Annotated in this window: 19 protein-coding genes; 2 read left to right on the top strand and 17 right to left on the bottom strand. The window is 66.7% G+C overall.

Translation table 11 applies throughout. From position 1 onward, the window contains the following. Nucleotides 1–43: 43 nt before the first annotated feature. Nucleotides 44–1114: a class 1 fructose-bisphosphatase gene (locus BRADO_RS07785; protein WP_011924761.1), complete on the bottom strand. Its 1071-nt coding sequence runs from the start codon at nt 1112–1114 to the stop codon at nt 44–46. Between the two features lie 147 nt (nt 1115–1261). Between BRADO_RS07785 and BRADO_RS07780 the strand changes: the two genes are divergently transcribed. Beyond that, complete coding sequence (locus BRADO_RS07780; RefSeq protein ID WP_011924760.1) at nt 1262–2182, top strand: LysR family transcriptional regulator; 921 nt, start codon at nt 1262–1264, stop codon at nt 2180–2182. Between the two features lie 48 nt (nt 2183–2230). Here BRADO_RS07780 and bchJ read toward each other — a convergent pair whose 3' ends face one another. From bchJ to bchF, 16 genes are all read right to left on the bottom strand, one after another. Further along, a complete protein-coding gene (gene bchJ, locus BRADO_RS07775; RefSeq protein ID WP_011924759.1) occupies nt 2231–2872 on the bottom strand; it encodes a bacteriochlorophyll 4-vinyl reductase in 642 nt (213 codons plus the stop codon). A 1-nt stretch (nt 2873) separates the two neighbouring features. Next, nucleotides 2874–4478: a magnesium-protoporphyrin IX monomethyl ester anaerobic oxidative cyclase gene (bchE, locus tag BRADO_RS07770; RefSeq protein WP_011924758.1), complete on the bottom strand. Its 1605-nt coding sequence runs from the start codon at nt 4476–4478 to the stop codon at nt 2874–2876. Nucleotides 4479–4574: 96 nt separating this feature from the next. Continuing rightward, nucleotides 4575–5786, bottom strand: coding sequence for a 5-aminolevulinate synthase (gene hemA / locus BRADO_RS07765; protein WP_011924757.1), 1212 nt, complete (start codon nt 5784–5786; stop codon nt 4575–4577). Beyond that, a complete protein-coding gene (puhE, locus tag BRADO_RS07760) occupies nt 5783–6838 on the bottom strand; it encodes a putative photosynthetic complex assembly protein PuhE (RefSeq protein ID WP_011924756.1) in 1056 nt (351 codons plus the stop codon). The genes hemA and puhE overlap by 4 nt, the downstream gene beginning before the upstream one ends. 13 nt (nt 6839–6851) lie before the next feature. Beyond that, nucleotides 6852–7913, bottom strand: a complete 1062-nt coding sequence (gene acsF / locus BRADO_RS07755) for a magnesium-protoporphyrin IX monomethyl ester (oxidative) cyclase (protein ID WP_011924755.1) — start codon at nt 7911–7913, stop codon at nt 6852–6854. Beyond that, the gene (locus BRADO_RS07750) at nt 7910–8215 is read right to left on the bottom strand and encodes a hypothetical protein (protein WP_011924754.1); all 306 of its coding nucleotides are present in this window, start codon (nt 8213–8215) and stop codon (nt 7910–7912) included. Before BRADO_RS07750 ends, acsF begins: the two co-directional genes overlap by 4 nt. Next, entirely contained in the window at nt 8212–8703 is a 492-nt protein-coding gene (gene puhC / locus BRADO_RS07745; protein ID WP_011924753.1) for a photosynthetic complex assembly protein PuhC, read from the bottom strand. The genes BRADO_RS07750 and puhC overlap by 4 nt, the downstream gene beginning before the upstream one ends. A 13-nt stretch (nt 8704–8716) precedes the next feature. Next, on the bottom strand, nt 8717–9367 hold the full coding sequence (puhB, locus tag BRADO_RS07740) for a photosynthetic complex putative assembly protein PuhB (RefSeq protein WP_011924752.1): 651 nt from the start codon (nt 9365–9367) through the stop codon (nt 8717–8719). After that, nucleotides 9364–10143 carry a photosynthetic reaction center subunit H gene (puhA, locus tag BRADO_RS07735; RefSeq protein ID WP_011924751.1) on the bottom strand — a complete coding sequence of 260 codons (780 nt, stop codon included), beginning with the start codon at nt 10141–10143 and terminating at the stop codon, nt 9364–9366. Before puhA ends, puhB begins: the two co-directional genes overlap by 4 nt. A gap of 19 nt (nt 10144–10162) precedes the next feature. Continuing rightward, nucleotides 10163–11593 (bottom strand): BCD family MFS transporter, encoded by a 1431-nt coding sequence (locus tag BRADO_RS07730; protein ID WP_011924750.1) that lies wholly within the window; start codon nt 11591–11593, stop codon nt 10163–10165. After that, entirely contained in the window at nt 11590–12291 is a 702-nt protein-coding gene (gene bchM, locus BRADO_RS07725; RefSeq protein WP_011924749.1) for a magnesium protoporphyrin IX methyltransferase, read from the bottom strand. The genes BRADO_RS07730 and bchM overlap by 4 nt, the downstream gene beginning before the upstream one ends. A gap of 13 nt (nt 12292–12304) precedes the next feature. Beyond that, entirely contained in the window at nt 12305–13210 is a 906-nt protein-coding gene (gene bchL, locus BRADO_RS07720; protein ID WP_008963070.1) for a ferredoxin:protochlorophyllide reductase (ATP-dependent) iron-sulfur ATP-binding protein, read from the bottom strand. After that, complete coding sequence (locus BRADO_RS07715) at nt 13207–16797, bottom strand: magnesium chelatase subunit H (protein WP_011924748.1); 3591 nt, start codon at nt 16795–16797, stop codon at nt 13207–13209. Before BRADO_RS07715 ends, bchL begins: the two co-directional genes overlap by 4 nt. Next, nucleotides 16772–18328: a ferredoxin:protochlorophyllide reductase (ATP-dependent) subunit B gene (gene bchB, locus BRADO_RS07710; RefSeq protein ID WP_011924747.1), complete on the bottom strand. Its 1557-nt coding sequence runs from the start codon at nt 18326–18328 to the stop codon at nt 16772–16774. The genes BRADO_RS07715 and bchB overlap by 26 nt, the downstream gene beginning before the upstream one ends. Nucleotide 18329: 1 nt before the next feature. After that, nucleotides 18330–19613, bottom strand: a complete 1284-nt coding sequence (locus tag BRADO_RS07705; RefSeq protein ID WP_011924746.1) for a ferredoxin:protochlorophyllide reductase (ATP-dependent) subunit N — start codon at nt 19611–19613, stop codon at nt 18330–18332. Continuing rightward, nucleotides 19610–20200 carry a 2-vinyl bacteriochlorophyllide hydratase gene (gene bchF, locus BRADO_RS07700; RefSeq protein WP_011924745.1) on the bottom strand — a complete coding sequence of 197 codons (591 nt, stop codon included), beginning with the start codon at nt 20198–20200 and terminating at the stop codon, nt 19610–19612. Before bchF ends, BRADO_RS07705 begins: the two co-directional genes overlap by 4 nt. A 115-nt stretch (nt 20201–20315) precedes the next feature. Between bchF and BRADO_RS07695 the strand changes: the two genes are divergently transcribed. After that, nucleotides 20316–21326 (top strand): B12-binding domain-containing protein, encoded by a 1011-nt coding sequence (locus tag BRADO_RS07695; protein WP_244422986.1) that lies wholly within the window; start codon nt 20316–20318, stop codon nt 21324–21326. Nucleotides 21327–21341 lie beyond the last annotated feature (15 nt).

The following is a 21341-nucleotide window of genomic DNA, read 5'->3' as shown; positions in this document are numbered from 1 at the left end:
ATCTCCGGAAGTCTCGCCGAGCGGTGCCGGCTCGACAGCGCGCTCAGCGGAACAGGCCGCGGCGGGCGAACAGGGGCGCATCGCTGGTTTCGAACAGCGGCTCGACGCCCTCGTGCAGCATGTCGACATCCCGTACGAGACGGACATCGCCCATGATCAGGGGCGCCCGCTGATGCGGCGAGCGCGCCGACAATTCGAGGATGCGGGCGCGGCCGCTCGAGGCGGAGCCGCCGGCCCATTCCATGATCAGCGCCATCGGGTGCGCCTCGTACACCAGCCGCAGCCGGCCCTCGCGATAGCCCGGCCTGGAATCGGCGGGATACAGAAACACACCGCCGCGCATCAGGATGCGATAGGCTTCCGCCACCAGCGAGGCGATCCAGCGCATGTTGAAGTCGCGGCCGCGAGGGCCGGCGGCGCCCGACAGGCACTCGTCGACATAGTTGCGGACCGCGCCGCTCCAGTGCCGGCGGTTGGAGGCGTTGATCGCGAACTCCGGCGTGTCCTGCGGAATGCGGATGCCGGACTTGGCCAGAATGAACTCGTGCAGCGTCGGGTGCAGGACGTAGAGGTCGACTCGACGGTCGATTGCCAGCACGAGGCAGGTCTGCGGGCCGTAGACGAAGAAGCCGGCGGCACGCTGCGCGGTGCCGGGCTCGAAGAAACTGGAGAGCACGTCGCGGCCGCGCGGCCGGATCGAGAAGATGGTGCCGACCGAGATATTGTTCTGAAGGTTGGATGAGCCGTCGAGCGGATCGATCGCCACGCAAAGTGGGGCAGCCTCATTGACCGTTTCCGGCCGATCGCCCTCTTCCGACAGGATGCCGGCGACCGGCGCGCGGCGCAGGGCCTCGCGCATCAGATTGTCGGCGACGATATCGAGCGCCTTCTGGATATCGCCGTCGGTGTTGACGGTCGCCGCGCCTTCGTCGATGCCGGACAGCGGCGCGATGGCGATCTGCCGCGCGAGCTCGCGCGCGGCGTCGGCGAGGGCTTCGATGACCGCGGCACAATCGGCATCCGCCCCTTGGGATGCCAGATGGGCCTGCAGTGTCTGATGATGATGATCCATCGGGTGATTGGACGGATGAGTCATGGGCCACTCCCTCGCCATCAGCTCCTCTGCCGGGAACTTTGATGAAGCCGCACGAATGCGTCGTGCCGCGCTGCTATCAACACTCGATTTGCGTGATTAGGGAAATTTCAATATCTTTGGATTGACCAAAGTTTTCCTTATGCGATCGATCTCACCGAGGGTTCCATGAGCCGTCATTTCGCGCGCGACCTCACCATCCGGCAGCTTCGGGCGCTCGTGGCCGTGCAGAACTCGGGTTCGGTGACGTCCGCGGCCGGCCGCCTGAACCTCACGCAGCCTGCCGTCACGCTGCAGATCCGCAATCTCCAGGAGCTCGCCGGGCTGCCGCTGATCCAGCGCACCACCGACGGCATGATCCTGACGGAAGCAGGCCGCAGCGTGCTGGCGCTCGCCGAGCGAGTCGAGGCCGCGCTGCAGGATTGCGAGCAGGCGCTGGACATTCTTGCCGGGCGCAGCGGCGGCCGGGTGGCAATCGGCGCGGTCTCGACCGCAAAATATTTCGTGCCGTTTGCGATTGCGGAATTTTCGCGGCGGTTTCCGAAGATCGACGTGACATTGCGGATCGGCAACCGCGATAGCCTGCGCGAGGCCTTGCGCGGCTACGATCTCGACATCGCCATCATGGGCCGGCCGCCGGCCGACATTCCCGTCGACATGCGCCCGTTCGGCAAGCATCCGCACATCATCATCGCGCCCGCCAACCACAAATTCGCGCGCCGCAAGCGCATCGCGGCGGAGGACCTCGCCGAAGAGGTGTTCATCACCCGCGAGCCGGGCTCGGGAACCCGGCTGCTGATGGAGTCCTTCTTCGACAGGCATGGGCTGCAGCCGAAGACCAGCATGGAGATGGACAGCAACGAGACCATCAAGCAGGCGGTCATCGCCGGCCTCGGCATCGCCTTCATTTCGCAGCACACGGTGGCGCATGAGCTCGGCGAGGGGCGGCTGGTGACGCTGAAGGTGGTGGGCCTGCCGATCATCCGGCAATGGCACGCGGTGCGGCGCGCCGACAAGCTGCTGCTGCCGCCGGCGCAGGCGATGCTGGACTTTCTGGGCAAGGAGGGCGCGCGGTTTCTGCCCCGCTGAGCGCGACACCCGAAGCCGTGACGGTGTCGCCTCTCGCATCGCGGCGCCCTACCAATCGATCTCGAATCGACAGGCGGAGGCGCCGGTGGCTTCGCAACCGATCTCCCGCGCCCGCGCATTCGGATGCACGAGCCTGGCAAATAGCGTCTCGAAGGTTGCGGCGTAGAAGTCGCAGATCGCGTGGTCGCCGTTTTGGCCGCGACACAGCGGGCAATGGCTGATCTCGTAGATGGTCGGGCGGCCCGGCCGCGCTGTGAACGTCCCGGTGCCTGCGAATGTCCACGCATGCGCCGCGATCGCGCGCGACAGCGCCCGGGCAGCCAGCCGCGCCGGCAGCAGCCGAAGCAGGCGCTGCGCCGCCGAGGGGATGCGGTGCGCGAGCAGGTAGGCGCCGGTCAGATGCCCTGCCCTGGTGGCGACGGCGCGGGCCGTGTCGTCATCGAGCGTCCTGCGCAACGCCAGATGCAGCCGGATGACCTCGGCTTCATCGACCATGTCGGCCGGCGGCGCGCTGAGATAGGCATCGAGCCGCGCGGCCGCGAACACGCGGCGCGCGATGTCCTCGCCCAGCAGCAGACGCAAGGCCTCCGCCGTCTGAATGATGGCATTCGGGCCGATGCGCCCGGCCGCATGATCGGAGGCGGCGGCCGCGCGCGACAGCGGAGCATGCTGGGCGCGCGTGCCGTGCATCTCAATGCACTCCCGTCTCGGCCTCTTCGCTCATCTGCTCGGTGCCGCCGCCGCAGGCCATCACCTGCGCCTGCTGCGGTCCGCTCAGCTTGCGATTATGGCTCGTCTTCCATTCCACCTTGCCGGGCTCGGCGCGCTTGCGCGAGGTGTCGAAGCCGAAATCGACCTTGCCCTTGGATTGCGGCCCCCAATAGTTAACGCGGCCGAGATCGTAGAACTTGCGCTCGAAGCCGGACTTCAGAAACGCCTTCAGGCAGCCAAGCAGATACCGCCTGCGTTCGCCGGAGCCGGCCCAGGGGTACGAGAACAGCGCCTTGCGCATGTAGAAGCGGCGGTAATTGTTCATCACGCCGTCGAGCAGCTCACCGCGGTCCATCGCGTCGGGCTTCATGATGGGGGTGACGAAATTGTACTTCTCGTAGTCGAAGATCTCGACCTTGTCGCCGAGGTCGCGGAACAGGTCGGAGAACGGCCACGGCGTGTACATCGCCCAGTTGGCGAGATCCGGCTTCCAATCCCGCGCCATCTGGTAGGTCTCTTCCAGCGTCTCGCGGGTCTCGTTCTCGAGGCCGACGATGAACTGCGCCTCGACCACGATGCCGGCATCGCGCAACAGCTGGATCGCCTTCTTGTTCTGCGCGACCGTGGTCTCCTTGTTGAAGCGGTCGAGCTTCATCTGCGCGGCGGCTTCCGTGCCCAGCGAGACGTGGATCAGGCCGGCCTTGCGGTACAGCGGCAGCAGCGCCTCGTCGCGCAGGATGTCGGTGACGCGGGTGTTGATGCCCCAGAGGATCTTGAGGTCGCGGCGGATCAGCTCCTCGCAGAACGCCACGAACTTCTTCTTGTTGATGGTCGGCTCCTCGTCGGCGAGGATGAAGAAACCGACATCGTGCTCGCGCATCAGGGTCTCGATCTCGTCGACCACCTTCTTCGGGTCGCGGATGCGGTAATCGCGCCAGAACTTCCACTGCGAGCAGAAGCTGCAGGTGAACGGGCAGCCGCGCGCCATGTTGGGGATGGCGACGCGCTTGTTCATCGGGATGTAGATGTATTTGCTCCATTCGAGCACGCTCCAGTCGGGCGTGATCGCATCGAGATTCTTCACCGTCGGCGCCGCCACGGTCGCCACGACCTCGCCGCCGTCGCGATAGGCGATGCCCTTGATGCTGCGGCGGTCGTTCTGCCAGCGGCCGTCCTCGCGGGCGCGCATCAGGTCGACGATGATCTCCTCGCCCTCGCCGCGCACGATCGCGTCGATCCAGGGCGCTTCGGTCAGCACCTGCTGATACATGAAGGTGGCATGGATGCCGCCGAGCACGGTCAGCGCGTCCGGGTGCTCCTCCTTGGCGATCTCCAGCAGCCGCTCGGCCTTGTAGATCGACGGCGTGATCGCGGTGCAGCCGATCACATCCGGCTTCTCAGAGCGCAGGATGCTGCGGACCTGCTCCTCGGAGAGATCGTTGGTCATCGCGTCGATGAAGCGGAGGTCTGTGAAGCCGGCCGCCTTCAGCGCGCCGGAAATATACGCCGCCCAGGCGGGGGGCCAGTTGCCGGCGATCTCGGCGCCGCCGGAGTGATAATTGGGATGCAGCAACAAGATCCGCACGGCGTTCTCCCCCGGTTATCAATTTGTCCTGACATCCTAACGTCAAGCTGGATTGACAAATTGATCTGGCGCAAACGCCGCGCGGATCGCGCTGAATCAGGCCGCCTGCGCCAAGCCCATCTCCGCCCAGATCTCGGACAGCGCCGAGACCAGATGCTCGATGTCCTCGTCGGAGTGATAGGGCGACGGGGTGATGCGCAGCCGCTCGGTGCCACGCGGCACCGTCGGATAGTTGATCGGCTGCACATAGACGCCGTAGCGGTCGAGCAGGATGTCGCTGATCCGCTTGCACAGCACAGGGTCGCGCACCATCACCGGCACGATGTGGCTGGGATTGTCGAGATGGCTGACGCCCGCCTCGTCGAGCCGGCGCCGCAGCCGCGCGACGCGATCCTGATGCCGGGCGCGCTCATGATTGCTGGCCTTGAGGTGGCGGATGCTGGTCAGCGCGCCGGCGGCCACGGCCGGCGGCAGCGAGCTCGAGAAGATGAAGCCGGAGGCGAAGCTGCGGACGAAGTCGCAGACCGTGTTGGACGCCGTGATGTAGCCGCCGATCACGCCGAACGCCTTGGCGAGCGTGCCCTCGATGACGGTCAGCCGGTCGGCGACGCCGTCGCGCTCGGAGATGCCGCCGCCGCGCGGGCCGTACAGGCCGACGGCATGGACCTCATCGAGATAGGTCATCGCGTTGTATTCGTCGGCGACGTCGCAGATGTCGGAGATCGGCGAGATGTCGCCATCCATTGAATAGACGCTCTCGAAGGCGATCAGCTTCGGCACCTTGGGGTCGAGATCCGACAGCTTGTCACGGAGATCGGCGACGTCGTTGTGGCGCCAGATCCGGGTCTCGCAGCGGCTGTGGCGGATGCCCTCGATCATCGAGGCGTGGTTGAGCTCGTCGGAGAGGATGACGCAGCCGGGCATGCGCCCCGCGAGCGTCGACAGCGAGGTCCAGTTCGAGACGTAGCCGGAGTTGAACAAGAGCGCGGCCTGCTTGCCGTGGAGGTCGGCGAGCTCTTCTTCCAGCAGAATATGATAGTGGTTGGTACCGCTGATGTTGCGGGTGCCGCCGGCGCCGGCGCCGCAGCGGTCGAGCGCCTCGTGCATCACCTCCAGCACCTTCGGATGCTGGCCCATGCCGAGATAATCGTTGGAGCACCACACCGAGACCTCGCGCTCGCCATGCGGACCGCGGTAGGTCGCGCGCGGGAAGGCGCCGGCCTTGCGCTCGAGGTCGGCGAAGACGCGGTAGCGTCCCTCGCGCCGGAGGCCGTCGAGCTGGCGGCGGAAATAGTCTTCGTAGTTCATGGTACTCCCCCCTGTGCTGTCGTGTTCGGATCGACCGGCGGCGTGACCGACACCGCGGCCAGTCCGGTGATGGTTTGCGCCTGCGCATCAGCGCGGGCCTGGCGATAGGCCTGGCGGAACTGCTCCTCGAGCCGCTGCCGCGCCAAGGCGGCCGCAGTCTTCTGCGCCGACATCGACGGCTTGGGCGCAGGCACGTGACGCTCGGCCTCGGGCGCCGGCGGCACGACGGCCAGCACCGGCCGCGTCATCGGCGTAATCGGGGCCGGGGCCGGGAGCGCGGCGACGGCCGCCATCGCCGGCTCGACCGGCGCGCCCCAGCGCCAGAGATTGATGACCGGCATCGGCAGCGCCATGAAGCCATGTTCGAGCAGGCCAAGCGCGATCAGCGACGCCAGCAGCGACAGCGCCACGCCGTCGAACGAGGATTTGGCCCCGAGCGCGGCGGCGGCGACCAGCACGGTCGCCGTGGTCGCCGCCGCGATCGAGAACGGAAACAGCAGGTTCGTGGATTTCTTGGCGAAATAGCTGCGCATGAAGCGGACCTGCTGCGGAAGCAGCTCGTCATTCAGGGTGCGTACGCCAAGAAAAAGGTTGATCTTCGCGCTCTGTCTGAGCACCAGCAGTGCCGCGAAGGTCCACCAGCTCAGGCGGTTGGGCGCGCCCGACGTGACCGCGAACACGAGTCCGGCAGTCGCAATCAGCGCCAGCTCATGATAGGCGATCGCCTGCAGCGCGAAGCCGACGCGCGAGGCCGGCGTGCAGTCGCGCGGACATGGCTCGGGCCGCGGGCCGGTGATCCAGCCGGCGAGCAGCGACATCTCCACCGTGCCCCACAGCAGGATCGCGCAGGTAAAGGCGCAATAGGCATTGGCGTCCTCGGCGGCCTGGCTCGACACCGCGACGCCAGACAGGGCCGCGACGAAGGCCGCGGCCGTGCCCCATTTGAACGCGGCCGGAAAGCGGGCGGCGAGCCCGACCAGCGCCAGCACGGCGCCGGTCGAGAACCACCAGACGAACACGACATAGGGTATGGCAATCGCGGTCGCGCCCATGGCCGGCTCCTTGTCACCAGGCGGGTTGCAGCCTGATCTCCCGTGGCAGCTCGTTGTTCTTGGCCGGCAGCATGTACAGCCGGCCGAAGGTCAGCGCAGCCTTGAGCGGCAGCACGGCCCGCTTGAGCGTGCCCATGATACCGCCCTGCGCCTTCGCCTCGGCAATCGCCTCCGAGATCTCGCGCAGCCGCTTCAAGCCTTCCCAGAAGCGCGGATTGTCGATGTCGAGCATCACCGGGAAGACCTGGCGCGAGATCTCCGAGGTGATGCGGAACACCCGCATGTCGTACTCGTCCGGCGGCATGCCCAACGCCTCGTAGAAGGCGGGGCGCATGTGGTCGCGGACATGCATGGTGGCGAACACCGCCAGCAGGAAGAACTTGATCCAGAGCTTGTTGTAGCCGCTCAATAGCTTCGGGTCGGCGCGCATCAGCAGCGCGAACGCCTCGCCGTGCCGGAACTCGTCGTTGCACCACCGCTCGAACCACTTGAAGATCGGGTGGAACTGGCGCTCCGGATGCCGCTCCATCTGGCGATAGATCGTGATGTAGCGGGCATAGCCGATCTTCTCCGACAGATAGGTCGCGTAGAAGATGAACTTCGGCTTGAAGTAGGTGTACTTCTTCGTCTTGGTGAGGAAGCCGAGATCGACGCCGATGCCATGATCCTTGAGGATCTCGTTGATGAAGCCGGCATGGCGCGCCTCGTCGCGGCTCATGAACTGGAACAGCTCGCGGATGTCGGGATTGGTGATCCGCTTCTTGATCTCGGCATAGAGCACGCAGCCGGAGAATTCGGCCGTGAGCGACGACACCAGGAAGTCCTTGAACTCGGCGCGAAGAGCCTCCGGCAGCTCGTTCAGATCCTTGTCGAATTCCGGCGTACGCACGAAGTGCTTGCGGTTGTGGTCGGCGCGCAGCTCGGCCATGACCGCATCCCATTCGCGGCGCACCAGGTCGACGTTCAGTCGGTCCATGGCCGCGAAATCGGTGGTGTAGAAGCGCGGCGTGAGGATCGTGTCCTCCAGCGCCATCTTGGTGGAGATATTGCCGGATCCGCCTTCCATTGCGATCATCTGACCCTCCCGTCCGAAAAGCTGACGTCGTACAATTCCGTGAGTTCGAGATAGCCCGCGACATGCATCATCATGCGCTTGACCGGACCGGCGCGAACGACCGTGGCGGTGCGGCGCAGGTTGAGCTGCTCGCCGAACTTGACCGTGATCGGCTCGCCGTGGATGACCACCTCGTCGCCCGGGCGGATGTTGACGTCACGGTCGAGCGTGACATGGGCATGCAGGGACTCGGAGGTCTGCTCGACCTCGATGCTGCAGCCGATGTCGAAGCTGCGGGGCTCGTTGGCCCATAATCCTCTCATCGCGTTTCTCCCATCGTCATCAGCTCCGTGAACCGGCGCTTGCTGTCGTTACCGAACGGCCCGAGATCGACGCGGCGTCCGGTCGACGGATCGTCAAGGCTCATGCGGCCGTCGGCCCAGCGGTTGATCGTAAAGGCCGGCCCCGAGCCGATCGCGTGACGCTGGCGGTCGAACGCCATGCTGCGCAGAACCGTGCGCAGCAGGCCGTCGCCACCGGCCTCGACGACTCCAACCACCTTGCCGCTGTCGGGCGCCACGACGGAGATGCCACCATCGGGACGGTCCACGAACCGGAGCGCGACGGTCTGCACCGCGGCAACGTGATCGGTGTGGACGGCGCCTACGCCCGTCCAGCGGCCGACGCCGGCCGCGACCAGGGAGAAAAGCACCAGAGCGATGGCCGCGCGGAGCGCGCCCTTCGGAATGACGATGTCGGGTTCGGCGTGATGCTCGACTTGAAGTCCGGCATGGCCCTCGGCTTGGCTCATGGCATCCTCCTCGTCACGCCGCGCTGGCGACCGCGCCGGCCGGCGACGCACCTTGCGGCTGGTCGTTGCCTGCGGCGATCGGCTGCGCCGTCACAGCACCATCCGACGCCGCGACCAGCGCCTTCGCGAGGATCTCGGCCACCTCGCAGGCTTTCGGTACGCCGCGCAGCATCGGCTCGACCTCGTTCAGCCGCCAGGGACGCGCATGCGGCCACAGCAAGAGGTACGACAGCCGCTGCTGCGCGGTCACGCCGAGCGGCAGATCACCGGAGCCATCGGAGAACAGCTTCACGTCGGCGCGCGAGACCTGCTTGAACGGCACGTTCAAGGTCATCGGCAGCACGGCGCCGAACTGCAGCAGCACGCGCCTGGAGGTGATGGTGTAGCGGGTGGTGCGGCTGTAGAGCACCGCGAGGCCGGTGAGCAGCGCGGTCGCGATCGCCAGTGGTACGACCAGCGACGACGCGCTGGCCAGTGACAGAGAGAGCGGCTGGTGATCCAACGCACCCGTCACCACGCGGGCACCGAACAGTGCCGCGAAATAAGCGAGCACCAGGCGCAGGTGGAAGACGCGCAGCAGCAGCGCCTTCACCTTCGGCTGTCCCTGCCACAACAGGCGCTCGCCTGCCGGCAGCATCAGCTGATCATTCCGGCGCGTGCTCACAGCAGCGGCTCCTGGCGCGCGGCGGTCGCATAAAGGTAGCCGGCACCGTAGTAGCCGACGATCTTGTCCTCCTCGAGCTTCGTGACCTGGTCGGCATTGGCGAGGCCGGGCACGTTGGCAAATTGCGAGCCGAGGATGGAATCGACCAGCACCGCCTTCCGCGACCGGTCGACGACGCACATGGTCATCGGCAGCAGCACGTGACGTCCGACGATGCTGTCGACTTCAACCTCGAGATAGCGGATCAGCATCTCGGCGCGATCGACCCACACTTCACGCACCTTGCCGCCGAGCTTGCCGTCGAACCCGAACACCGGCATGCCGCGCGGATCGGGATCCTCCGTTGCGATGAAGATGCTGCCGTCGACGCGCAGCGGCACGATCGCCGGGATGTTGTCCATGGTCAGTTCCGGTTCGTCCTTTCGCGCCGCGTAGGAGCCCGGGCCGACGCCATCGAGCATCGGATTGCCGGCCGGCAGATAGGGCGTGCCCGGCCAGGGGTACATCGGGGTCACCGGTGCATCGGCGCGGTCATTCGCAAAGTTCGGCAAGGTGGCGGTGCGGCCGCCATGCATATGGTAGGTCTTCGGCGATGGCGGCGACGGGAAGCCGTGACCGGTCGACGGGACTTGCCGGCCGGTTCGGCCCTCGGACACCAAGGGATAGCCTTCGCGCTTGTCCTCGCCATGCAGGTAGAAGATCAGGGCTGCGAAGAATATCCAGAATCCGTAAAGCACCACCTGTGCGACATCGATGTAGCTCGTGAAAGACGTCATGGCTTCCTCCCCGACTGGGCTAACCTGGAAATTCCGCGATTCCGAATTGTAATTGCTGCGGCTCCGCCGCCCGCCGCCGCACCAGCGGCCCGATAACCGCCAGCGTGACGAAGAGCAGCGCGATCTCGACGTGGTAGACGATGCTGTAGCCGGTCGCCGGCCCCGCGAGCGCAACGCCAAGGCGGCCGTCCATCGCGAGTTGTGACATCACATCGCGAATGGCACCGCCGCCAGCGATGGCAACTCCTGCCGCCGTCGCCTGCACCGCGCCCCAGGCGCCGAGCGCAAGGCCGCTCTCGCCGTTCTGCACCAAAGCCATCGCAGCCGTCAGCGTGCCCACCGCGAACAGACCGCCGCCGAAGCCGATGAGCGTCGTGCCGATCCTGAACACCAGCGGCGAGGCCAACGGGGCCGAGAAGATGACGGCTGAGAAGGCGAACAGGCCCACGAGCCCGCCGAGCGCGGCGATGCGGTAGGGATCGGAGCCCTTGCCCAGACGGCGCGCGGAGAGGCCGAAGCCGGCGAGCGTGCCCGCCGCGAACAAGGCCGTCAGCGCGGTCGTTTCGCCGACGGTGAGATGCAGGATCTCCGCGCCATATGGCTCGAGCAGGATGTCCTGCATCGTGAAGCCGGCGGTGCCGAGCCCGACCGCGACCAGCACGCGCATCGAGCCGCCGGCCTCGCGGAACTGCCGCCAGGAATCGCCGAAGCGCGGCCGCTCGCGGCTCGCCGATGTGCGCGAGGGATCACGCGCCTCCTGCTTCCACAGCGCGATGACGTTGAGCACCATCTCGGTCAGCGCCGCGCCCTGGATCACCTGGATCAGCCGCATCTCGCTGAAATCGGCCAGGACGCCGCCGAAAGTCAGCGCGCTCGCCATCATGCCGAACATCAGCATCACATAGAGGAAGGCGACAACGCGTGGGCGCGAGTGCTCCGGCGCGATGTCGGTCGCAAGTGACAGGCCGGCGGTCTGCGTCGTGTGCAGGCCGGCACCAACCAAGAGGAAGGCCAGCGCTGCGCCGATGCGCCCGGCAATCACTTGTCCTGGCGAGTCGCTGGCCGACAGCACCAGCAGCGCGAACGGCATGATGGCGAGGCCGCCGAACTGCAGCAGGGTACCCATCCAGATATACGGTACACGGCGCCAGCCGAGCACGGAGCGGTGATGGTCGGACTTGAAGCCGATCAGCACGCGCAGCGGTGCGAACACCAGCGGCAGCGCCACCATCGTCGCGACCAGCCAGGAGGGCACGCCGAGCTCGACGATCATGACGCGGTTGAGCGTGCCGTTGAGCAGCACTACAGAAATGCCGATCGACACCTGGAACAGCGACAGCCGCATCAGGCGCGACAGCGGCAGCTCGGTCGAGGCGGCATCCGCAAACGGCAGATAGCGCGACGACAGCCGCGTCCACAGTTGCAGGAACGATGGCGCGCGCGTGCTCATGACGGGCGGAGCTCCAGCGCCTGGGAGATGTAGAAGCCGTTGGCGATGCGGCAGCTGCGGGCGCAGCGCCAATCGGCGAGATCGTGATTTTCAGCGATCAACCGAGACAGCTTCTGCTCCGCGACCGGCTCGATCGACGGCGCGCGGTTGCCGCGTGGGAACAGACCGCCGACCGCATGCATGACCGCCAGCAGCGGCGTGCGCGGCGCGTAGGTCATGAGAATCGCATCGGAGGTGCGGCCCGAAAGGCCGGCGACGATGCGCACGGCATCCTCGGCGCGGTAATGGATGAAGGAATCCATCGCGACGACGAAGTTGAAGCCGCCGTGCTTGGGATCGAGCATGTCGCCGGCGACGAAGCGGATCGCATTGCGGCTGATGTCGTCGGGCAGCCGGCGCTGCGCGATCTCGATCAGGGTCGGCGAGATGTCGACGGCGACGACGTCGGCGCCGCGCCGCGCGGCTTCGATGGAGAAGCTACCCGTACCACAACCGGCATCGAGGATGCGCGCGCCGCGCAGATCGAGCGGCAGCCACGACAGCAGCGTCCGCCGCATCTCGTCGCGGCCGGCGCGCACGGTGGCGCGGATGCGGCCGACCGGCGCATCCGAGGTCAGCCGCGTCCAGGCTGCGACCGCGGTGCGGTCGAAATAGGTCTCCACTTCACTGCGGCGGGCGAGATATTCCGCTGTCGTCATCGGCCAGCCCCACTCAATCGAAGCCCAGGAGATCGAAAATGTCGCGGTCCTTGAGCGGCACCGCGTGGATCGGCTCGACGCCGGCGAGCAGCGAGGCGGCGAGGCGCAGATATTCGTTCTGGGCGCGCTCGACGTCCGGCGACGGCTCCATCTCGAATAGCGTGCACTTCTTCAGCCGGCTCTTGCGGATGACGTCGAGGTCCGGGAAATGCGCCAGCGTCTTCATCCCGATGCGCTCGTTGAACTTGTCGATCTGGTCGGTCGCCGCGCTGCGGTTGGCGATGACGCCCCCTAACCGCACCGGATAGTTGCGCGACTTGGCCTGGATCGCCGCGACGATGCGATTCATGGCGAAGATCGAGTCGAAATCATTGGCCGCCACGATCAGCGCGCGGTCCGCGTGCTGCAGGGGCGATGCGAACCCGCCGCAGACGACGTCGCCGAGCACGTCGAAGATCACGACGTCGGTGTCGTCGAGCAGATGATGCTCCTTGAGCAGCTTCACGGTCTGGCCGACGACATAGCCGCCGCAGCCGGTGCCGGCCGGCGGCCCGCCCGCCTCGACGCACATCACGCCGTTGTAGCCCTGGTAGACGAAGTCGTCGGGGCGCAGCTCCTCGGAGTGGAAGTTCACCTGCTCCAGGATGTCGATGACGGTCGGGACGAGACGCTTGGTGAGCGTGAACGTCGAGTCGTGCTTGGGATCGCAGCCGATCTGCAGCACGCGCTTGCCGAGCTTCGACAGCGCCACCGACAGGTTCGACGAGGTCGTGCTCTTGCCGATGCCGCCCTTGCCATAGACCGAGAACACCCTGGCAGTGCCGATCACGAGGTTCGGGTCCATCTGCACCTGGACGCTGCCGGCGCCGTCAGGGCGGCGCGGGGCTGCCGCCAGCGGCGGTCTCAAGGTCACGTTCATGCGGCTACTCCCACGCCTTCGAGGCGATCTTCGAGCTCTTCCCCGGCCTTGCGCAGCACGTCGAGCATGTCAGCATCCGGGGTCCAGTAGTTGCGCTCATGCGCCTCGATCAGACGGTTGGCGATCTTCGCGGACGCGGCCGGATTGAGCGAGGCAAGGCGCTCGCGCATCGCGGGGTCGAGCACGAAGGTCGTGGTGATCTGCTGATAGACCCAGGGCGCCACCTGCCCCGTGGTCGCCGACCAGCCGACGGTGTTGGTGACGTGCGACTCGATCTGGCGCACGCCTTCGTAGCCGTGCGCGAGCAGCGCCTCGTACCATTTCGGATTGAGCGTGCGGGTGCGCGTCTCCAGCGCGACCTGCTCGGACAGCGTCCGCACGGTGCCTTCGCCGCGGGTCTGGTCGCCGATATAGACCGGCGCCGCCTCGCCCTTGGCGCGCTTCACCGCGCGGCTGATGCCGCCGAGCGTGTCGAAATAATGATCGATGGTGGTGACGCCGAGCTCGACCGAGTCGACGTTCTGATAGGCGGCGTCGACGCCGGCGAGCACATGGCCGAGCAGCGCGTCGCGGCGGACCGGGCGGCCGTCGGTGCCATAGGCAAAGCCCTTGCGCCGCGTGTAGACGTCGGCGAGCTCGTCCTCGTCGGTCCAGGCGCCGCAATCGATCAGCTGGTTGACGTTGGCGCCATAGGCACCCTCGGCATTGCCGAACACGCGCAGCGCCGCATCGGCGATCTCGCCGCCATGGGCGGCTTGGAACGCCAGCGCGTGCTTGCGCACGTAGTTGAATTCAGCCGATTCATCTGCGGAAGCGGCAAGCAGCGCAGCCTCGGCGAGCAGCTTGGTCTGCAGTGGCATCAGATCGCGGAAGATGCCGGACAGCGTGATCACGACGTCGATGCGCGGGCGTCCGAGCTGTTCCAGCGGGATCAGCCTGGCGCCGCAGAGCCGGCCATAGCTGTCGTGGCGCGGCGCGGCGCCGATCAGCCACAGCGCCTGCGCGATCGGGCCGCCCTCGGTCTTGAGATTGTCGGTGCCCCACAGCACCAGCGCGATCGTCTCCGGCAGCTTGTGGCCCTCGCCGGCATGGCGATCGAGCAGCCGCGCCACCTGGCGCTCGGCATCCTTGAGCGCGAAGGCGCTGGGAATGCGGAACGGATCGAAGCCATGCAGGTTGCGGCCGGTCGGCAGCACGTCGGTGTTGCGCAGCAGATCGCCGCCCGGCACCGGCCGGATGTAGCCGCCATCGAGCGCATGCAGGATCGCAGGCGTCTCACTGTCGGTGGCGAGCAGCCGGTCGAGCTCGACGCGCTTGGCGGCGTCGGTGATGCCGGCGAGGTCGAGCAGCTCGGCCCGCTGCTCCGCCGGCGGCGGCGAACCGACAACGTGCAGGCCGTGCGGGATCAGCGAATATTCCAGCTCCAGCACGTTGGCCGAGAGCGCGGCGATCCTGGCGTTGCGCTCATCGCCCCAGGCCGGCTCGGCGGCTGCGAGATCGACGGTCGCCGCCTGCGCCTGGATCAGCGCGGCGCTATCCGCCCTCACCTGCTCCGTCGCGTCCGGCGACAGATTGCGCCAGGCGTCGAGCGAGGATTTCAGCTCGGCAAGGCCCTTGTAGAGACCGGCGCTGGTGATCGAAGGCGTGAGATAGCTGATCAGGGTCGCGCCGCCGCGGCGCTTGGCGAGCGCGCCCTCGGACGGGTTATTCGAGGCGTAGATGTAGAAGTTCGGCAGGTCGCCGATCAGCCGCTCCGGCCAGCATTCGGCGGAGAGCCCGGCCTGCTTGCCCGGCATGAATTCGAGCGCGCCATGGGTGCCGAAATGCAGCACGGCGTGGGCGCGATACTCCTCGCGCAGCCAGCGATAGAACGCGGCGAAGGCGTGCGTCGGCGCGAAGCTGCGCTCGAACAAGAGCCGCATCGGATCGCCCTCGTAGCCGAAGGCGGGCTGCAGGCCGACGAACAGATTGCCGAACTGCTCGCCCAGCACCATCAGGCTGGCGCCGTCGGTCTGGTGACGGCCGGGCGCCGGACCCCACTGCTTCTCGATCTCGGCGAGATGGCGCTCGCGGCGGACATGCTGATCGACCGGAATGCGCACCGCGACATTGGCGGCGGTGCCGAAGCGCTCGGCATTGCCCTTGAGCACGCGGGCGCGCAACTCGTCGACCGTGGCGGGCACGTCGATCGTGTAGCCGGCGGCGCGCAGCGATGTCATCACATTGTGCAGCGACTCAAACACCGAGAGATAGGCCGCGGTGCCGGCGCTGCCGCCATTCGGCGGGAAGTTGAACAGCACCGCCGCGATCTTGCGCTCCGCCCGCGCCGAGCGGCGCAGTTCGACCAGGCGGGCAACTCGCGCAGAAAGCTGGGCGGCGCGCTCCGGCAGCGAGGCCATGTCACGGCCGGCATCGGCCATCGCCGAGCGGCCGCCGAACACGGTCGGACCGACAGCGCCGTCGAGCTCGGGGATCGCGACCATCATGGTGGCTTCGACCGGCGTCAGGCCGCGCGCATCGTCATGCCACTGCTCGACAGTCTGGAATTCGAGGGGATGCGCAGCGATCAGGGGCACGTCCAGCCCGGCCATCACCTCTTCCGCCGCGCGGGCGTCGTTGTAGGCGGGACCGCCGACCAGCGAGAAGCCGGTGAGCGAGATCACCGCATCCACGGTGGCGACGCCGTCCTTCTGGAAATAGCGTTCGATCGCCGGACGCGAGTCGAGGCCGCAGGCGAACACGGGAACGACCGCGAGGCCGCGCGCCTCCAGCGCCGCGATCACGCCGTCGTAGTGCGCGGTGTTGGCGGCGAGCAGATAGGAGCGCATCAGGATGACGCCGACGCGGCCGGCTGGCTTCGCCAGCGCCGGCAACTGATCGGCGCGCTCAATGATGCGCTGCGGCAGCCGCGGATGATAGAGGCCGACATCCGGATAGGTCACCGGCTCGGCGGCGTTGGTCTTGCCGCGCAGCGCGGCCCGCGGGCCGTCGGCGTAGCGGCCGACGAGAAAGCGCACCATGTTCGCAAAATTCTGCTCGGAGCCGGCGAGCCAGTATTGCAGAGTCAGGAAATAGGCGCGCAGGTCCTGCGCGGTGCCGGGGATGTAGCGCAGCAGACGCGGCATCCGCTGCAGCATCTTCATCTGGCCCTGGCCGCTCGAATTGCCGGAGCGGTTGCTGCCGCGCAGCCGCTTCAACAGGCCGAGCACGCCGGTGGCCGAGCCCGACATTGTCAGCTTGCCGAGCCGCGTCAGTCGCACCACCTCGCCGGCCGACAGGCAGCCGATCATCGCATCGCACTGATCACGGCGCGCCTGCAACGCAGGCAGCACAGGCTGGATGTGGTCCTCCATGAACAGCATCGTTGCGACCACGATGTCGCCGGTCGCGATATCGGCGAGGCAATGCTCGAGCGCGTTCGGATTACAGCCCCATTCGTCGGCCGCGTGCACCTTGAGATCGAGGCCGGGCAGTTCGGCCTGCAGGGCCGCGCGGGCACGCAGGGCAGCCGAGGCGAGATGGCTGTCCATCGTCACGATCACCACCCGGATGGGTGTGACGTCAGCGACCGAAATGCGCTTTGGCATCGTACAAGGTCTCGAGCGTGATCAGGTTGACGTTGCGCTCGCGCGCGAAGCGTTCGGTGTTGCGGCGCGCCTTGCCGCGCACGAAGAAGGGAATCTTGGTCAGCTCGCGCTCGGCGTCGGATGCCCAGGCGAGCTCGGTGGAGGTGACGGTCTCGACCACGCGCAGCTGCGGCTGCTGGGGTGGCGCAGCAGGAGCTGCGCCGAGATGCGACGGGGCGTGATCAGCAAACTCATGATCCTCGCGGAACATGCCGAGCAGATGCTCCTCCAGGCCCATCATCAACGGATGCACCCAGGTGTCGAAAAGCACGTTCGCGCCTTCGAACCCCATCTGCGGCGAGTAGCGCGCGGGGAAATCCTGAACGTGAGTCGGCGATGAAATCACGGCGCAGGGAATGCCAAGCCGCTTGGCGATGTGGCGCTCCATCTGCGTGCCGAGCACAAGTTCAGGGCGCAGTTCGCTGACGCGGGCCTCGACCTGCAGATAGTCATCGGTGATCAGAGGCTCGATGCCGTAGAGCGCGGCGGCCTCGCGGATCTCGCGGGCGAATTCGCGCGCATAGGTGCCAAGGCCAACGACCTCGAAGCCGAGCTCCTGCGTGGCCACGCGCGCGGCGGCAACGGCGTGAGTGGCATCGCCGAAGATGAAGACGCGCTTGCCGGTGAGATAGGTCGAGTCGACCGAGCGCGAGTACCACGGCAAGCGGCTCTCGGCGCGTGACAGAACGGGCTCTGCATCGACGCCGGCAAGGCCTGCGACCTCCCTGATGAAGTCGCGCGTCGCGCCGACGCCGATCGGGATCGTCTTCGTATAGGGCTGGCCGAACTGGCGGTTCAGCCATTGCGCCGCGGTCAGCGCGATCTCCGGATAGAGCACGATGTTGAAATCCGCCTGCGGCAGGCGGGCGAGATCGGCCGGCGTCGCGTTCCACGGCGCCACCACGTTGATCTCGATGCCGAGCTCCACAACCTGCCTGGTCACTTCCGCGAGGTCGTCGCGGTGACGGAAGCCGAGAGCCGTCGGACCAAGCAGGTTGCAGACTGGACGGGCGCCCGCCTTCCGTTCATGGCGGGGGGAGCCATCAGCGGAAGACGCAGCCAACGCCCGTACAATCCGGTAGAAGGTTTCCGAAGCGCCCCAATTCTCCTTGCGCTGATAGGCCGGCAGCTCGAGCGGGATCACGGGAATCGGAAGCCGGAGCGCCTGCGCGAGCCCGCCGGGATCGTCCTGGATCAGCTCGGCGGTGCAGGACGCGCCGACCAGCATCGCCTGCGGCTGAAAGCGCTCGTAGGCAGCGCGGGCCGCGCTCTGCAGCAGGTCAGCAGTGTCGCCGCCGAGATCGCGCGCCTGGAAGGTGGTGTAAGTGACCGGCGGCCGGCGGTCGCGGCGCTCGATCATGGTGAATAGCAGATCGGCGTAGGTGTCGCCCTGCGGGGCGTGCAGCACGTAGTGCACGTCGCGCATCGCGGTGGCGATGCGCATCGCGCCGATGTGCGGGGGGCCTTCATATGTCCAGACCGACAGCTGCATCTCACACCGCCAGTCTGGTTTGCCGCAGCAGCGGCCGGGCGAACAGCTCGGCGAGATCGCCGGCCTGCTCGAAGCCCTGGATGGGCGTGAAGATCAGCTCGATCGACCATTTGGTCGTGAGGCCCTCGGCCTCCAGCGGATTGGCGAGGCCGAGACCGCAGACGACGAGATCGGGACGCGCCTCGCGGCAGCGGTCGAGCTGGCGCTCCACGTCCTGGCCTTCGCTGAGCAGCGTACCCGCAGGCAGCATGGGAAGCTCGGCTGCGAGATGATCGCGATGCAGATAGGGCGTGCCCACCTCGACCAGCTCCATGCCGATCTCGCGCGCCAGGAAGCGCGCCAGCGGAATCTCGATCTGCGAGTCCGGGAACAGGAAGACGCGCTTGCCGGCGAGCTGCGCGCGATAGCGCGCCAGCGCCTTTTCCGCGCGCGCCTTGAGCGGCGCGAGGGTGCGTTCGACATGCGCGCGCGACACGCCGAAGGCGTCAGCCGCCGCGGCGAGCCACAATGCCGTGCCTTCGCCGCCAAGCGGGAACGGCGCTGAGATGCGACGGCAACCGCGCTCTTCCAATGCGCGCGCGGTGTCGCCGAGGAACGGCTGCGCCAGCAGCACGCGCGTCTCCGGCCCGATCGCCGGCAGCTCCGACGAGCGCCGCGGCGGCAGGAAAGCGACATTGTCGATGCCGAGCGCCGCAAACGTCCGCTTGAACTGATCCTCGACAACGTCGGCGAGCGCGCCGACGACGAGCAATGACGGCCGCGCGTTGCGATCAGCGGACGGCAGCACCGGCACCAGCGCGGCGAGGCAGGCATCCTCGCCTTGCGTGAACGTGGTCTCGATGCCGCTGCCGGAATAGTTGAGCACGCGGACGCCTGGCGAGAAACGCTGCGACAGCCGCAGAGCGGCGCGCGACAGGTCGAGCTTGATCACCTCCGACGGACAGGAGCCAACCAGGAACAGGAGCTTGATATCAGGCCGGCGCGCCAGCAGCTGCGCGACGATGCGGTCGAGCTCGTCATTGGCATCGACGAGACCGGCGAGATCGCGCTCCTCCATGATGGCGGTGGCGAAGCGCGGCTCGGCGAAGATCATGACGCCGGCGGCCGACTGGATCAGATGCGCGCAGGTGCGCGAGCCGACGACGAGGAAGAAGGCGTCCTGAATTTTCCTGTGGAGCCAAACGATGCCGGTGAGGCCGCAGAACACCTCGCGCTGGCCGCGCTCGCGCAGCACGCCGTCCGGCGATGATGAGGTCACGGCACAGGCCTGCGCGTGAGCATTCATGACGCGCGCTCCGCACCGGCTTGCGCCATCGCCTGCTCCTGCAGCCGCGCGGCGCGCAGCTTGAGCAGGAATTGCGTGGCGTTGATCGCGTAGGCCGCATAGGCCGCGAGCACCAGCAGCATCTGCTGCTGTGCTGATCCGATATGTCCGATGATCGCGGCGAGATAGGCCGTATGCAGCGCGATCACCAGCATCGAGAACACGTCCTCCCAGAAGAAGGCCGGCGCGAACAGATAGCGCCCGAACACGACCCGTTCCCAGATCGAGCCGGTGATCATGATGGTGTAGAGCAGCGCCGTCTTGAGAACGACCGACGCGGTCGCGAGCCACAGGTCCTCCCCGGTCGCGAGATAGCGCGCCACCAGTCCGAGACTGATCAGGAAGACCAGAAATTGCAGCGGCGCCAGAATGCCCTGCACCAAGGTCCATGGCGTGGTGTCGCGCCGGCGCTTTTCCTCAGGCGTATAAAGCGCTTGCCGCTTTGCACGCGGCGCTGCCTCGGGTGTGAAGCAGAGTTGACTCCACAGCGACGGATCAGTGGCGGACGTGAATTGGGCGTCACACGATGTGTAAAGATGATTTGACAACACCAATTCCGGGTGCTGCGATGACGGCAACCACAGGGACATTATTGGTGCACCGCACTCGGTTTGGTCAGCGCTACGTTGTGCAGTTCGCAGGTGGCGCATCGCAAATCCCCGAGTGCGTGCCCGATGGGGAAACGCTAGACCTGGGCAGGAAGAGTGTCAATCAAAATTGACGTCAAATAATATTGACGCAACGAGTGACGTGCGCTCATATGGAGGGGAGGCGCTGATGACCGAACTCAATGAGACAGCCCGATTTCCGCGAGCACGCTTTCGGACGAAGCGTGGGCAGTCCGGCTTTCACCCGCCGGCGGCATCCCGCGTCAACGTGCCTTTACACAGCACCCGTCATCCCCAGCTCAATGGAGCGATCGAGGCCGAGATCATTCCGCGGCTGGTGATGGCGCATGCCTCCGCGCTCGAGCGCGTGCCGGCGATCATCACGGCGTCGGCGCAGGAAGCGGCCGACTTTGCCGAGCTGGTGCTCGACGCCGACGATGATCGCGCGGTTGCCTGCATCCAGGCGCATCGCGATCACGGCGAGACGCTGGAGCGGATCTATCTCGATCTCCTGGTGCCGACCGCCAACCATCTGCGCCATCTATGGGCCGACGACGAGCGCGACTTTGCCGACGTCACGCTCGCGCTGTGGCGGCTGCAGCAACTGCTGCGTCATTTCAGCTCGGCCTTCTGCGCTGAACTGGCCGTCGCGCCGACCGGATTGCGGGTGCTGCTGACGACGGCCCCCGGCGATCGGCGCGAGATCGGCCACATGATGTTCGGCGTCGTGCTCGCCGGCGAATTCTTTCGCCGCGACGGCTGGGACACATGGATCGAACCTGATACGGCGGATCGTGGTTTCATTGAGACGATTCGCACGCAATGGTTCAACGTCGTCGAGTTCTTCGCCACGAGCGACAAGAAGCTTGACGATCTTGCCTCAAACATAAGGATGGTCCGGCGCGAGTCCTCCAACCAGGACATCGGCGTGCTGGTCTGCGGTCCTGCGTTTATTGAACGGCCTGAACTCGTTCTCCTGGTCGGCGGCGACGGTGTCGTCTCCGACATGAGCAGAGAGGCTTCGCAAGCCCGGCACGTCGTCAGTCTGCTGACCGAACGGCGATAGCTTTAGGGTGCAGTG

The organism is Bradyrhizobium sp. ORS 278 (genome assembly GCF_000026145.1).
In the GTDB taxonomy this organism is placed as follows: domain Bacteria; phylum Pseudomonadota; class Alphaproteobacteria; order Rhizobiales; family Xanthobacteraceae; genus Bradyrhizobium.
The sequence above is the reverse complement of the archived record's forward strand: the minus strand, read 5'-3'. Positions and strand labels throughout refer to the sequence as shown.

Bases quoted from the DNA above. Each gene is read 5' to 3' on its own strand.
- bchB (WP_011924747.1), bottom strand. From the start codon at position 18,328: ATGCAGCTGTCGGTCTGGACATATGAAGGCCCCCCGCACATCGGCGCG.
- BRADO_RS07750 (WP_011924754.1), bottom strand. From the start codon at position 8,215: ATGAGAGGATTATGGGCCAACGAGCCCCGCAGCTTCGACATCGGCTGC.
- acsF (WP_011924755.1), bottom strand. From the start codon at position 7,913: ATGATCGCAATGGAAGGCGGATCCGGCAATATCTCCACCAAGATGGCG.
- bchM (WP_011924749.1), bottom strand. From the start codon at position 12,291: ATGACGACAGCGGAATATCTCGCCCGCCGCAGTGAAGTGGAGACCTAT.
- BRADO_RS07705 (WP_011924746.1), bottom strand. From the start codon at position 19,613: ATGAATGCTCACGCGCAGGCCTGTGCCGTGACCTCATCATCGCCGGAC.
- BRADO_RS07785 (WP_011924761.1), bottom strand. From the start codon at position 1,114: ATGGCGAGGGAGTGGCCCATGACTCATCCGTCCAATCACCCGATGGAT.
- bchL (WP_008963070.1), bottom strand. From the start codon at position 13,210: ATGAACGTGACCTTGAGACCGCCGCTGGCGGCAGCCCCGCGCCGCCCT.
- BRADO_RS07780 (WP_011924760.1), top strand. From the start codon at position 1,262: ATGAGCCGTCATTTCGCGCGCGACCTCACCATCCGGCAGCTTCGGGCG.
- hemA (WP_011924757.1), bottom strand. From the start codon at position 5,786: ATGAACTACGAAGACTATTTCCGCCGCCAGCTCGACGGCCTCCGGCGC.
- puhA (WP_011924751.1), bottom strand. From the start codon at position 10,143: ATGACGTCTTTCACGAGCTACATCGATGTCGCACAGGTGGTGCTTTAC.
- BRADO_RS07730 (WP_011924750.1), bottom strand. From the start codon at position 11,593: ATGAGCACGCGCGCGCCATCGTTCCTGCAACTGTGGACGCGGCTGTCG.
- puhC (WP_011924753.1), bottom strand. From the start codon at position 8,703: ATGAGCCAAGCCGAGGGCCATGCCGGACTTCAAGTCGAGCATCACGCC.
- bchJ (WP_011924759.1), bottom strand. From the start codon at position 2,872: ATGCACGGCACGCGCGCCCAGCATGCTCCGCTGTCGCGCGCGGCCGCC.
- BRADO_RS07715 (WP_011924748.1), bottom strand. From the start codon at position 16,797: ATGCCAAAGCGCATTTCGGTCGCTGACGTCACACCCATCCGGGTGGTG.
- puhE (WP_011924756.1), bottom strand. From the start codon at position 6,838: ATGGGCGCGACCGCGATTGCCATACCCTATGTCGTGTTCGTCTGGTGG.